12 protein-coding genes are annotated in these 12,026 nt (G+C 59.3%); 2 read left to right on the plus strand and 10 right to left on the minus strand.

All coding sequences use genetic code 11. From position 1 onward, the window contains the following. Positions 1–497: 497 nt before the first annotated feature. Together E4021_RS00355 and E4021_RS00360 are read right to left on the minus strand one after the other, a co-directional pair. Positions 498–2,885, minus strand: coding sequence for a glycoside hydrolase family 3 N-terminal domain-containing protein (locus tag E4021_RS00355; RefSeq protein ID WP_136455906.1), 2,388 nt, complete (start codon positions 2,883–2,885; stop codon positions 498–500). Between the two features lie 61 nt (positions 2,886–2,946). After that, positions 2,947–3,438 carry a DUF6495 family protein gene (locus E4021_RS00360; RefSeq protein ID WP_136455907.1) on the minus strand — a complete coding sequence of 164 codons (492 nt, stop codon included), beginning with the start codon at positions 3,436–3,438 and terminating at the stop codon, positions 2,947–2,949. 78 nt (positions 3,439–3,516) lie between these two features. Here E4021_RS00360 and E4021_RS00365 point away from each other — a divergent pair, with 78 nt between their 5' ends. After that, positions 3,517–4,374 carry a TerC family protein gene (locus tag E4021_RS00365; protein WP_136455908.1) on the plus strand — a complete coding sequence of 286 codons (858 nt, stop codon included), beginning with the start codon at positions 3,517–3,519 and terminating at the stop codon, positions 4,372–4,374. A gap of 187 nt (positions 4,375–4,561) precedes the next feature. Here E4021_RS00365 and E4021_RS00370 read toward each other — a convergent pair whose 3' ends face one another. From E4021_RS00370 to rplU, 3 genes are all read right to left on the minus strand, one after another. Then, positions 4,562–5,818: a DEAD/DEAH box helicase gene (locus tag E4021_RS00370; RefSeq protein ID WP_136455909.1), complete on the minus strand. Its 1,257-nt coding sequence runs from the start codon at positions 5,816–5,818 to the stop codon at positions 4,562–4,564. 671 nt (positions 5,819–6,489) lie between these two features. Next, positions 6,490–6,747, minus strand: a complete 258-nt coding sequence (gene rpmA / locus E4021_RS00375; protein ID WP_136455910.1) for a 50S ribosomal protein L27 — start codon at positions 6,745–6,747, stop codon at positions 6,490–6,492. Between the two features lie 56 nt (positions 6,748–6,803). After that, the gene (rplU, locus tag E4021_RS00380; protein WP_136455911.1) at positions 6,804–7,118 is read right to left on the minus strand and encodes a 50S ribosomal protein L21; all 315 of its coding nucleotides are present in this window, start codon (positions 7,116–7,118) and stop codon (positions 6,804–6,806) included. A gap of 229 nt (positions 7,119–7,347) precedes the next feature. Between rplU and E4021_RS00385 the strand changes: the two genes are divergently transcribed. Beyond that, positions 7,348–7,767, plus strand: a complete 420-nt coding sequence (locus E4021_RS00385; protein WP_136455912.1) for a hypothetical protein — start codon at positions 7,348–7,350, stop codon at positions 7,765–7,767. On the opposite strand, the gene E4021_RS00390 is transcribed toward E4021_RS00385, so the two are convergent. The 5 genes from E4021_RS00390 to E4021_RS00410 are packed head-to-tail and all read right to left on the minus strand — an operon-like array spanning position 7,681 to position 11,911. Beyond that, on the minus strand, positions 7,681–8,499 hold the full coding sequence (locus E4021_RS00390) for a DUF2520 domain-containing protein (RefSeq protein ID WP_168797399.1): 819 nt from the start codon (positions 8,497–8,499) through the stop codon (positions 7,681–7,683). The genes E4021_RS00385 and E4021_RS00390 overlap by 87 nt on opposite strands. 23 nt (positions 8,500–8,522) lie before the next feature. Beyond that, complete coding sequence (locus tag E4021_RS00395; protein WP_136455914.1) at positions 8,523–9,176, minus strand: phosphoribosylanthranilate isomerase; 654 nt, start codon at positions 9,174–9,176, stop codon at positions 8,523–8,525. Beyond that, positions 9,173–9,991 carry an indole-3-glycerol phosphate synthase TrpC gene (trpC, locus tag E4021_RS00400; protein ID WP_136455915.1) on the minus strand — a complete coding sequence of 273 codons (819 nt, stop codon included), beginning with the start codon at positions 9,989–9,991 and terminating at the stop codon, positions 9,173–9,175. The genes E4021_RS00395 and trpC overlap by 4 nt, the downstream gene beginning before the upstream one ends. A gap of 51 nt (positions 9,992–10,042) precedes the next feature. Further along, entirely contained in the window at positions 10,043–11,032 is a 990-nt protein-coding gene (gene trpD / locus E4021_RS00405; protein ID WP_136455916.1) for an anthranilate phosphoribosyltransferase, read from the minus strand. A 6-nt stretch (positions 11,033–11,038) separates the two neighbouring features. Further along, positions 11,039–11,911, minus strand: a complete 873-nt coding sequence (locus E4021_RS00410) for a porin family protein (protein ID WP_136455917.1) — start codon at positions 11,909–11,911, stop codon at positions 11,039–11,041. Between the last annotated feature and the right edge of the window lie 115 nt (positions 11,912–12,026).

The following is a 12,026-nucleotide window of genomic DNA, read 5'->3' on the forward strand; positions in this document are numbered from 1 at the left end:
TGGGCGGTCCGGCGGGTACCACGCGGCCTGATGCTTTCTCTTCTTCAATTGTAAGGGACATGACGTGACGTCCACTCACCTTATAATTGCCGGTCCCTCAACTCACCGCGGAAGCCTCGGACCCTCCACGCGCCGCGTGGAGAAAGAGTCACACCAGGCAGGTGACGCAGTGGCCCATGCGGCGCGTGGGTGCTCCGGCTGGAACCACGCGGCCTGAGGCTCTCTCTTCTTCAATCGTAAGGGACATGACGTGACGTCCGCTCACCGTAAAAGTGCCGGTCCCTCAACTCACCGCAGAAGCCTCGGACCCTCCACGCGCCGCGTGGAGAAAGAGTCTCACCAGGCAGGTAGCGCAGCGGCCCGCGCGGCGCGTGGGTGCTCCGGCGGGTACCGCGCGGCGTGATGTTTTCACCTCTTCAAGTGTAGCGGAGATGCCTCGGCCACTTATTGGCAAGCCAGGCTGGATAGAGCCGACTAAACACCGCAAAGCCTTCGCCTTAGCGTGCCTGGCTCACCACGGTCAGGGTGACGCTCTTCAGGTCTCCATTCCGGCTGCTGTTGCCCAGCATCAGCTGAAAGGTGCCGGGTTCGACGGCGTATTCCATATCCGCGTTCAGGTAGTTAAGTTGGTCGAATCCGATCTCGAAGGTTACGGCCTGGGTTTCACCGGGGGAGAGACGAAGCTTCTGAAAGCCTTTCAATTCCTTTATCGGACGGGTAACCGAACTGAAGTTATCGCGAATGTAGAGTTGCACCACCTCTTTGGCGGTAACCTTGCCGGTGTTGGTTACGTCCACGGTCACCGTCGTGTTACCGTCGGTCGGGATGAGGTCGGTACCCAGCCGGGGCGGACCGATCTCGAAGGTGGTATAACTGAGTCCGTAGCCAAAGGGATAGAGGGCGTTCACGTCTTCGAGCAAGTACCCCCGGCGGGCGGTCGGCTTGTAGTTGTAGTAGGCGGGAATGTGTCCGGCGGAGCGCGGGATGCTGATGGGCAATTTGCCGCTCGGAGCCACTACTCCGTGGAGTACGTCGGCCACGCTGTGTCCGGTCTCCTGTCCCAGGTAGAAGCACTGGAAAACGGCGGCCGATTTCTCCGCCAGGTTGCGAATATTGAGGGGGCGCCCACCAAATACCAGACCGACAATCGGTATCTCCAGCTCGGAAAGGGCGTCGATGAGTTCATTCTGGGTGCCCATCAATTCTAGCGATGGCCGGTCGCCGAGGTGCGATTCCGCCCAGGCCTCGCGGCTCGTGAGTTCATTGCCGCCGACCGCCAGGACGATGACGTCGGCTTCGCGGGCCACACTGACCGCGTGCTCGATCCGGGCACGATCGTCGGAGAGGCTGACGGGCACTACCGGGTCCTTGTACCAGCTGCCGGGCTCAGTGACCCGTGATCCCTCGGCGTACAAGATCTTCCCCCCGTGTTTGGCGGCGTAGGCTTCCAGTCCCTGGCGTACCGTAACGAAATGATGGGGCTCTCCGGTGTAACCACCGTGGAGGACGCGGTCAGCGTTTGGTCCGATCAGCGCGATGGTCAGACCGTCCTCCAGTGGCAGCAGGCCGTCGTTTTCCAGCAGGATCATGGCTTCCGTCCCCGCCTGCCGCACGAGCGTGTCGTCGTCCGGGGTGTTGGCGAGGGCGCCTTCCGGATCGGTGTACGGGTTTTCAAACAGGCCGCGCTCAAATTTCTGGCGGAGAATGCGCCCTACGGCGGTATCGAGGATCTCTTCGTTGAGTTCGCCGGAATTCACGGCGGCCACCAGATAGGGAAAGGCTTTGGCGTCGGGCAGTTCGATGTCAATACCGGCCCGAATGGCGCCGATGGCGGCGGCTTCCAGGTCATCGGCTACGGCGTGTCGGGTGGACAGCTCCTCAATTCCGTAGTAGTCGGATACCACCGCGCCCCGGTAACCCCACTCACCGCGGAGGAGGTCGTTCAACATCCAGCCATTGGCGTGGCTGGGCACCCCGTTCACTTCGTTATAACTGGCCATGATGTTGCGGACGTTGCCGTGGCGGACGATGTGCCGGAAAGGATACAGGAACACCTCGCGGAGCGTCCGCTCGCTGATGTTGGCCGGGGCGATGTTGTTCCCACCTTCCGGTTCGCCGTGGCCGGCCATGTGCTTCAGTGTGGCGTAGACTTCCCCCGGATCCCAGCGGTCGTTGTCTCCCTGAAAGCCGAGTACGGCCTGCAGGCCGATCTCACCGGCCAGGAAGGGGTCTTCCCCGAGCGTTTCTTCCACGCGTCCCCAGCGCGGGTCGCGGGCGATGTCGACCACCGGAGTCAGTACGACGTGTACGCCCCTACTGGCGGCCTGCCGCGCGGCGGTAGCGTAAAGACGACGGGTGAGGCCGCGGTTGAAAGTAGCCGCTACGGCGATGGGTTGGCCCCAGCTTGTCGCATCCTTGGCGGCCAGTCCGTGCAGACTCTCTTCGTGCATCAACGCGGGAATCCCCAAACGGGTCTCCTCCTTGAGGTAGCGCTGAATAGCATTGACATAAGCCACGTGCTGGGCCGGCGTGCGCCCGGGTTCGCCGTTACCGCTGGCTTCGCTGGGGCGGGCCACGTGACCGATGCCGTGCGGGATAATCTGCCGGGCTTTCACCGGGTCGAAGGAGTAATCCTCCGACTCCATCTGGTGCTTGTCGGACCAAACCGACAGCAGCTGGGCAACCTTCTCTTCGGTGGTCATACGCCCGATGAGGTCCGCGATGCGATCGTTTGTGGGTTGACTGACGTCCTTGTAAATGGCGGTTTCGGTGTTGGACCGGGGGACGGCCTCCGCGGCGGTCGTCGGAGCCGACGAGCCGTCTTTGGGCCGATCGCAACCGGCAAGAACCAGAACGATCAGAAGCAGGGCAAGGCGGGAGAGCATGGTCAGCGTTTTCGGGCGATAGGTTAAGGTAACAACTTTACCCGTAGCATTTGCCGCGGCGCTATTTAAGCCCGTCCAGCAGATGAAACAACTCCCCACCGTCGATCAGAGCGCCTTCCTCCATGCGCAGAAAAATGTCCTGGTCGCGGCCGATCGGGAGGTAGGCCCGCTCGGCGGAGTAGATCTTGGGCCGGGCACCATCAGCTCGTAACTGGCGGAAAATTTCCTCCGGCGCGACCTTGGTGTCTGTAAGGTCTACGCTCGTTTCGCCGCTGATCAGCAAGCCGCGCATTTCAATCTTGTCCGGTCCGGTGCGGTAGGTGCGCAGGTCGTGAGGCTTGCGCTGCACGAGGTATTCGACCCGTTCGATAACTCCGGCAAAGACGATCTGACTGAATTGCAGGATCAACGCGTCGGACCGTTGCGGGTCTTCGTTCTTGATCTTTACCCAGCTGTCGGCGTCGATGCCGTTGACGCTCAGGAACTTTACGAACTGACCCCGTACCTCCTCGAGTTCATCGCGTCGCAGGCGGCGGAATTTTGTTTCCTTCATAGGCAGCACAAACAAATGGTGCAGGCCGTAGTTTTGCCGTTAGCGGGCTAATTCTACCCTCAGCACACTTCTGATTCCATGTTTGAAATCCCCGATTTTGGCAGCGGCGCCGTTTGGCTGTCCTTGCTCACCCTGACCTTCCTAGAGATCGTTCTCGGTATCGACAACATCATCTTCATTTCCATCGCTAGTGGCAAACTCAAATCCGAGGCCGATCGCAAGAAAGCGACCAATATTGGGCTCATCCTCGCTATGGCCCTGCGGATCGCCTTACTTTTCGGCGTATCCTGGCTGGTATCGATGGACGATCCGTGGTTCGAATTCGACTGGGGCTGGGCCAGCGGCGGGTTCAGCGGACAAAGTCTGATCCTCATCGCGGGGGGTATCTTCCTGCTCTATAAATCCACCTCGGAAATCCACCACAAGTTGGAGGGAGACGAACACGTCGAAGGAGATCCCGGAGCCCCCAAGGCCGGGGCGAGTTTGCGCTCGGTGATCATTCAGATTACCATCATCAACATTGTCTTCAGTTTCGACTCCATCCTTACGGCGGTCGGGATGACCAACGGACTCGTCGGGGCACTGCTGATTATGGTGATTGCCGTGGTGGTGTCGGTAGGGGTCATGATGCTCTTCGCCGTTCCGGTCGGCAACTTTGTCAACCGCAATCCCACCGTTCAGATGCTGGGGCTGGCCTTCCTCATCCTCATCGGTTTCATGCTCATCGTGGAGGGCGCTCACCTGGCCGACCTGGTAATCTTCGAAAACCACATCGGCACCGTTCCAAAGGGCTATCTCTACTTCGCCATCGCCTTCTCACTGCTGGTCGAGTTCCTGAATATGCGTATCCGGCCCAAGTCTGCCGGCAAGCAGGTCAAGCTCAACACCTACGCTCAGGAGGCCGCGCGGGATCCGGAGTATACCCGCATGCAATAGGTTGCTTTTTATCCCGACTCCGGAACTTAAGGCTTCCTAGCTCTTCATCCGGGCGGCGGCGCGCGGGTGCAGGGCGGCACCGGCAGAAGCGGTACCGATGGTACCATGAATCCAACCTCCTCCACAAAGAGAACGGCCGATCGCAGTCTTGCGATCGGCCGTTCTCTTTACTATCGGGAAACGTACGTTACTTGTCGTAGAACGTAATGGCTTCTCCGCCCTTACCGGCACGACCCGTACGGCCTACGCGGTGTATGTAGGTATCGTAGTCGGTCGGTGCTTCGAAGTTCACCACGTGGGTGATGTCGTCGATGTCCAGACCGCGGGCGGCGACGTCCGTGGCGCAGAGGGCCGTGATCTTGCCGGCTTTGAAGGCGTTGAGTGCTTTTTGCCGGTAGTTCTGGCTCTTGTTGCCGTGGATCTCGTCGGCCGAGATGCCGGCCTGGTTCAGTTTCTTCGTAACCTTCTTGACGCGGTGCTTGGTTTCGGCGAATACCAGTACGCGCTTCATTTCGGGCTGCTGCAGCAGTTCGATAAGGGCATCGAACTTGTTGTCGGGCTCCACGAACTTGACGGTCTGGTTGATGTGCTCGGCCGAGGCTTCTCCGCTGCTCACCTTGATGGTGACGTAGTCGGTCAGGAAGTGGTCGATAAGTTTCTGCTGGCTCTTGTCGAGGGTGGCAGAGAAGAGCATAGTCTGGTCGCGGTCGCCCATCTTGTCCGTGAGGAACATAACGTCCTTTTGGAAACCCATGTCGAGCATGCGGTCAAACTCGTCGAGGACGAGCACCGAGGCCTCCTGCAGGTCGATCTTTCCTTGTTGGTACAGGTCCTTGAGGCGGCCGGGGGTGGCCACTACCAGATGGTAGCTGCGCTTCTTCAGGTTGACGATGTCGGTGTTGATGTTGCGTCCGCCGATCAGGGTGATGGCGTTGTACTTCATGCCGATCGTCAGGGCGCGGAACTCGTCTTCGATCTGGAGGGCCAGTTCGCGGGTGGGGGCCAGAACGAGGGTCTGGAAGGGCTGCTCGCTTTCGAGCAGGGCGTCGATGAGCGGGATCAGGAAGGCGCCGGTTTTACCGGTGCCGGTAGTGGCGATGCCCATCACATCCTTGAGGGCGGCGATGTGCTCGAAGGATTTTTCCTGAATCTCGGTGGGGTAGACCCATCCGGCTGCCTTAATGGCGCTTTTCAGCTTGGCGTTGACGGGCCAGTCGACGAATTTGGTTTCGGCGCGGTACTCAACGGTTTTCAGGGAGACACCCTCGTGCACCATCATATCGGCGGGCAGGGGAATGTAGTTGTGGTTGGAACGGCCACCGCCGCTGCCGCGGCGATCGCGTTGTCCACCGCCACCCGAGGGCCGGCGGTTACCGCCGGAGCGATTGGGTTTATTGTTGCTGCGGCCTTTGCCGGAGCGGGAAGAGGGACGTTTACTGTCCATAAACTATAAGTGGGTTAGTAGCTCCGTAGAGATAGAAATGGAGCTTCGTCCTGCCCGGCTCACAAGCCGGTGGGCGGATCATAAAGGCTTCCATCCGAATGCAATAGCGGCCCTGGAAATAGCGGGCTGCGCGGGCGAGGCGTGGATCGGTGGAAGCAAAGGGTCCCGGCTCGCGCCGCAAAGGTACTCATTAAACGATTGGTAGTAACATTAAGTTTCACCGACCGCCGGATGGCGTACGAAGCGGGCGGAAGGGGGACAACCCTGGGTGGGGCTCGTGCGTTGATCGTATTCCACACGGGCCCTAAAACTTGGTTGACCCTACAATTTATTTAAATTGGGAAGTGACTTCGGCCTGTCTAGGGCGGGCCTCAAACCCTTCGACTTGTCAGGGTTCCCGATTCGGTTCGCCGATGAAGGACAAGGGGATTACCGAACCAGGCCAGCTATCCCAACCATGTTCTTAGCAGGAGTCAAACCACCTGGGGGCACGTGTGGATTTAAATAAGAAAAGCCCGACCGAGGATTCCTCGGCCGGGCTTTCTTGTAGTGGTTTGATTCAGTCAGCTCCATCGGGTGGAATGGGCGGTACCGAGCGTGGTCCCGGCCCGATAGTATTGCGCATGTATCAGCCGGAGCTGATACTCGGGTTAACCACCGGGCAGTGGGATTTAGTTGGCGGGCTCGACGCTGACGAACATGCGGTTGAGGCGGCTCTTGCGGAAAGAAACCTTGCCGTCTACTTTGGCGTGGATGGTAAAGTCCTTGCCCATGTAAACGTTCTCACCGGGGTGGTACTTGGTACCCCGCTGACGGATGATGATGTTGCCGGCCTGGGCGGCTTGCCCACCGAACAGCTTCACGCCGAGGCGCTTTGATTTGCTGTCGCGGCCGTTATCGGTACTACCTACACCTTTTTTGTGTGCCATGGTATATTAATGTTTTGGCTCCCCCCGAGGGAGGAAAGTTAGGAATGGGGCCGTGACTAGCCCGCGATGGATTCGATTTTCAGTTTGGTGTACTGCTGACGGTGGCCCTTCTTCAGTCGGTAGCCCTTACGGCGCTTCTTCTTGAAAATGATCACTTTGTCTCCCTTTACGAGAGGGTCAACGACGGTGGCGCCAACGGTGGCGCCGCTGAGCATCGGCGTGCCTACGGTCACGTCATCGCCGTTGGCGAGGAGGTGAACCGCATCGAAGCTGACGGAGTCGCCAGCTTGGGCTTCTAGCCGGTGGACGAAGATCTCCTGACCTTCCTCAACTTTGAATTGTTGACCGGCTATGGTTACGATTGCAAACATCTAGATGTGGATGTTGGTGAAAAAAATTGAATTCGGGGCGCAAAGGTAGGGAATTTCGCTTGATTATCCACCAAAGGCAAGGGGTATAAATTGCGCCGCTCCGAATAAAGCTTGCCGCCAGCTCCCACAGCCGGTCGATGCCAGTGCAGCAATCGTCGATGTGTCTCTTCCGCCGTTTCGGTTTGACCGACATTGCAGTTACTATTCTTACCTGCTCAAATACCCAGCCATGCTAGATGATATCCTTACCGGTGCCCGAAACGCCATTTCCGGTCTTGCCTCAACAGTGGGGGAGGGAACGCGGGAAAAAACCGCCAAATTACTTGAGGACTGGCTGCAGATCTTTCCCGTGCTGGAGAGCTACGGGTTGGAGATCACCAGTTTTTCCATGACGCTCGGCCTCAATCCGGCCTTGAACGTAGAACTACTGGGCAAACACGACGACTGGACGGAGGAGATCCTCCAGGAACGCTTTGCCGCCCACCGGGGCGATACCGCCCTGACTACCGTCTTTACGGCCATTCGCACCGCCTACCGGCTGCAGAAGCAGACCAGAGCCCGCTTACGCGATCCCCTTATCCTCAAGATCATCGTTCGCATCACGCCGGAGGTCAGGGTCGTCCTTGGGCAGCCGATACTCGAAGATTAGGCGGCTGATGTCGCGGTAAAGCTGGCGGTACTCCGGCCGCTGCAACAGGGACAGGTGGCGCTCCATCGTCGCCGTATCGCCCCGCACCGCGGCGCCGGTTTGCCGCACGGCGGGTCGCCGGCCATCCTGGCTGTGGGCCGTATGCCGTATGATGGGCAGCAACAGTTCGAACGGAATGTCTTTCGCGTCGCAAAGCTGGTAGGCAATATCGTAGAGGGCCGTGACGAAGTTATTGGAAAACACCGCCGCCAGGTGGAGCTGGGCCCGCTGCAGGTCGTCCAGCCAGGTAACCGTATCGCTGAGCTCAGCAGCCAACCGGCGCAAATAGGTCGCGCCGGGCTCGGTGGAGGCGTAGATGACCAGCGGCAGGTCGCGCCAGTGGCTCACCGCTTCTCCCCGGCGGAGGGAACGTATCGGCCAGAGGACTCCGCGGTGCTGAAAGTACCCACTGATTCGGTCCGCCGGGGTCGCGCCACTGGTATGGAAGATGGGTATGTGGGGTTGAAGTATGCCTCTCAGTTGTTGGCTTGCGGCAGCAATTTCGTTATCCGGCACGGCCAGGAATACCGCCTCCAGTGGGTAGTTCGAAAGTTGCGCGTAAGGGACGGGGCTCTTGTCCCCACTATCGTCCTCGCGACGGTGACCGGCTACTACGCAACGCCCCCCCAAGACACGGGAAAAGTGCCAGGTCAGGTTACCGTTACCGACAATGGCGATGGTGGAAAGGGACACGGGGCGGGCGAGCGAGGGGTGACTTAATCCAATTGGTCCAGGAACGTCCTTAGTTCCGCAACGTCCTTAAAGCCGGGCCGGGTTTCGAAGCGACTGTTAAGGTCGATGCCTTTGAACTGGGGGTGGTCAATGGCGTTGATCGCGTCGGCGTCTTCCGGGCCGATCCCGCCGCTGAGCAGGAAGGGTACCGGACCGGTATATTCTTTGAGCTTGCTCCAGTCCCATTTGCGGCCCGTGCCGCCGGCCTGTTTATGCCCCCCGGTATCGAAAACGAAGAGTGAGCAACTACCGACGTAATCGTTGGTCCGCGAAAAATCAAAATCCGGAGTGATAGAAAAAGCTTTGCTGATGCCGGCTTTACGCAAGGTATTGACGCTCCACAGCAACTTCAATTCTTGGCAGTAGCCGGGGCTTTCCGTACCGTGTAGTTGTACCCAGTCGAGGTGGAAATCGTGGACGGTATTCAGCAGGTAGTCAATCTCACCATTGACGAATACGCCGACCAGTTCCGTACCGTTCAGCAGGGCATCGTTGGCGGAGAGCCATTCGCTCAGGGAGGCTTGCCCGGCAAAGCGCGGCGAGTCGGGGTGAAAGATCAACCCGAGGTAATCGACGTCGAGCCCGTTCACGGCGGCAATATTCTCCGGATCACGCAGTCCGCACACCTTTACCTTCATGCGACAGCGTCTTTGTAGATGTCGTTGATCTTGTGGGCCTTGCGAATGAATTCGGCACAGGCGGCACCCGGATCGGCTTGCCGCATGAAGTAGGTGCCGATCAGAAAACCCTGGAAGTGAGCGTGGCGGAGTTTGACAACCGACTGCGGGTCGTCGATACCGCTTTCGCTGATACGCAGAATGCCTGGCGGCAGCATTTGCTCGAGTTCCAGGCTGTTGGAGATGTCAACCTCGAAGTTCGTGAGGTTCCGGTTGTTGATTCCGATGATATCTACACTGGGGCTGATCTTCCCGATCTCGTCCTCGTTGTGTACCTCGCAGATCACCTGCAGGCCAAGTTCATTGGCTTCCTCCGACAGTTCGTCGATCTGCTGGGCGGTCAGAGCGGTGGCGATCAGGAGTACGGCGTCGGCCCCCATTGCGCGGGATTCGTGTACCTGGTAGCGGTCGATGATGAAGTCCTTACGGATGATGGGGATGTCCACCGCGGCCCGTACCCGGTCGATATCGTCGGGGCGGGCACCGAAGAACTGCACGTCGGTCAGGCAACTAATAGCCGCCGCGCCCGCCTTTGCGTAACCCTGGGCGACGGCGGCGGCATCCGCGTTGAGGTTGATGTCCTGCTGGGAGGGGGATTTGCGCTTGAACTCCGCGATGAGACCGAAGTGTTTGCTCTTCTCCAGGGCCCGGCACAGGTCGTGACGCTTGTGGTCGTAACCTTCCGAATCCTGCAAGGCCGACAGGGACACTTGTCCCTTCCGGCGTTCGACCTCCAGTTTCTTGTGTTCAATAATTCGCTCAAGGATGTTGCCCATGGTGTAGCTCTTGTGGATTTAGATAAAGCGTTTCGCCGGGGCGGGGTTGTGTCAGCCCAGCAGTTTATGCAATACTGCGGCGGCCCGCCCGCTTTCGATACTTTCGCGCGCTTCTGCTACGCAGTCCGGCAAGCTTCTCTCCGGGTGGATAACTTGGATGGCCAGGCCGGCGTTGGCGCAAACTACCGCCTGTTGCTCGGGAGTCGATGTACGGTCTAAAACACCCAGGAAGATGGCTTTTCCCTCTTCGGGAGTCTCACCGCCGTATAGCGAAGGGGGCGCCAGACTGGGCAAGCCAAAGTCGTCCGGATAGTATATGGCCTGGCACCTGCGGCCGCGCACACTGGCCCCTGATGTGAGGCTGATCTCGTCGTAGCCGTCGAGGGCATGTACGATCAGGTAGTCCCGACTGGTCTCACCCTGCAGGATGTAATCGTAGATCCTGCTTACTTCCCGGTCGTAGGTGCCGAAGAGTTGGTAACGGGGTCGGGCGGGGTTGATGAGGGGCCCGAGAAGGTTGAAAAAGGTGCGTACGCGCAGCGACTTGCGGACCGGCACCACGTTTTTCATCGCCGGGTGGAACAGCGGCGCGTGCAGGAAGCAGATGCCGGCGCGTTCGAGGTCCGCCATCAGCTTGTCGCGATCGTTAGAGAATTCGTAGCCGAGCGCCTGGAGCACGTCGCTGCTGCCCACGTTGCTACTCACACCGTAGCTACCGTGTTTCGTGACGGGGTATCCCGCTCCTGCAACCACGAAGCAGGAAAGCGTACTGATGTTGAAGGTATTCTTGCCGTCGCCCCCTGTACCGACGATATCGATCGTGGGGCGATCTTCCAGGTCGAAAGGGACGGCCAGTTCGAGCATGGCGTCGCGGAAACCCTGAATTTCGGAGAGGTGCGGCGGGCGCATATTGATGGCCGACACCACCGCGGCGATCTCTGGCTCCGCTGCCTCACCGTTGGCGATGCGCTTGAGTGTCTCATGGGCCACCTCGCGGCTGAGCGGCTGGCGGGCGTAGAGCTGATTGAGGAGGTTCTGCATAGGCGGTTAGAAGCGGAATCCGATGCTGGCTTGCAGCGAGCGGTTGTAGTCCTTGTCGTCGGTGTTGTACTCGCGGTCCGTAACCCCTTCCGTACGCGTTAGGCGCTGGTCGTTTTCCCCGTTCGTGGCGTCGGTGAGTCCGTATTGATAGCGCAGCCCCAGGTAAAGCCCGTTATTCAGGAAGAAGGAAGCTCCGCCCACCAGGCCGAAGTCGAGGCGACGGTATAGGGGGGTGTTGTCGTCCGCGTTGTAGTAGGCGTCGATGACGGAGGGCAGATTGGACTGCTGCTGATTTGGCTCAATGATCGCGGCGAAGCCGATGGGGTCGTCGAAGTAGTTAAAATCGTAGTTGTACGAAACGCTGGGGATCACGCGCCCGTCGGGTAGGGTCGGGGAAGTAAAGGTGGCCGAGCCCGAGGCGCGGCTGTTGACGAGCAGTCCCGCGCTGAAACCGCCCTCCAGTTCAATGGGACCCACACGGTAATAAGTGACCACCGGTACGTCAATGTAGCTGTTGAGCACGTCGCGTTCGCTCTGCAGCTCCCCCACGATCCGGAGGGGTTCGGTATCGGCCGCATCGGCGTAGAGGTAAAAATAGGAGGGGCCGTCGTAGCGTACCTCGCCGCCCTTCTGGCTGTACATCAGATCGGCCTTGAAGCCGAACAGGTCGGTGACGGCGTAGGCGAAGGTGGCCCCGACGTGGAATCCGGTAGTACGGTTGAATTGCTCCAGCGTGGTGCCGTCATCCGCCATTTCCCGGTCACCGTCGAAGGTCGTGAAGTTCAGTCCGGCCCGGAAACCGCCGCTGAATTCCTGGCCGTAAAGGCAGGATACCGGAAGGAGGCAAAGCAGCAAAACTGCCAATCGGATGACGTGCATAAGATATTTTTTGGGGCGGTAAAGATGAGGTTAATTTGTGGAAACAGCGGGTCGGCGGCGGGCGGCAATAAGTTGTGCATTATCAACACATTATACGTCTGCCCGCCCGGCTTCG

Origin of the sequence: Neolewinella litorea, assembly GCF_004803465.1 — a bacterium.
Classification (GTDB): domain Bacteria; phylum Bacteroidota; class Bacteroidia; order Chitinophagales; family Saprospiraceae; genus Neolewinella; species Neolewinella litorea.

Coding starts and splice junctions, on each gene's coding strand:
- trpD (WP_136455916.1), bottom strand. CDS start 11,032: ATGCAGAACCTCCTCAATCAGCTCTACGCCCGCCAGCCGCTCAGCCGC.
- E4021_RS00365 (WP_136455908.1), top strand. CDS start 3,517: ATGTTTGAAATCCCCGATTTTGGCAGCGGCGCCGTTTGGCTGTCCTTG.
- E4021_RS00360 (WP_136455907.1), bottom strand. CDS start 3,438: ATGAAGGAAACAAAATTCCGCCGCCTGCGACGCGATGAACTCGAGGAG.
- E4021_RS00410 (WP_136455917.1), bottom strand. CDS start 11,911: ATGCACGTCATCCGATTGGCAGTTTTGCTGCTTTGCCTCCTTCCGGTA.
- E4021_RS00355 (WP_136455906.1), bottom strand. CDS start 2,885: ATGCTCTCCCGCCTTGCCCTGCTTCTGATCGTTCTGGTTCTTGCCGGT.
- E4021_RS00385 (WP_136455912.1), top strand. CDS start 7,348: ATGCTAGATGATATCCTTACCGGTGCCCGAAACGCCATTTCCGGTCTT.
- trpC (WP_136455915.1), bottom strand. CDS start 9,991: ATGGGCAACATCCTTGAGCGAATTATTGAACACAAGAAACTGGAGGTC.
- E4021_RS00395 (WP_136455914.1), bottom strand. CDS start 9,176: ATGAAGGTAAAGGTGTGCGGACTGCGTGATCCGGAGAATATTGCCGCC.
- rpmA (WP_136455910.1), bottom strand. CDS start 6,747: ATGGCACACAAAAAAGGTGTAGGTAGTACCGATAACGGCCGCGACAGC.
- rplU (WP_136455911.1), bottom strand. CDS start 7,118: ATGTTTGCAATCGTAACCATAGCCGGTCAACAATTCAAAGTTGAGGAA.
- E4021_RS00370 (WP_136455909.1), bottom strand. CDS start 5,818: ATGGACAGTAAACGTCCCTCTTCCCGCTCCGGCAAAGGCCGCAGCAAC.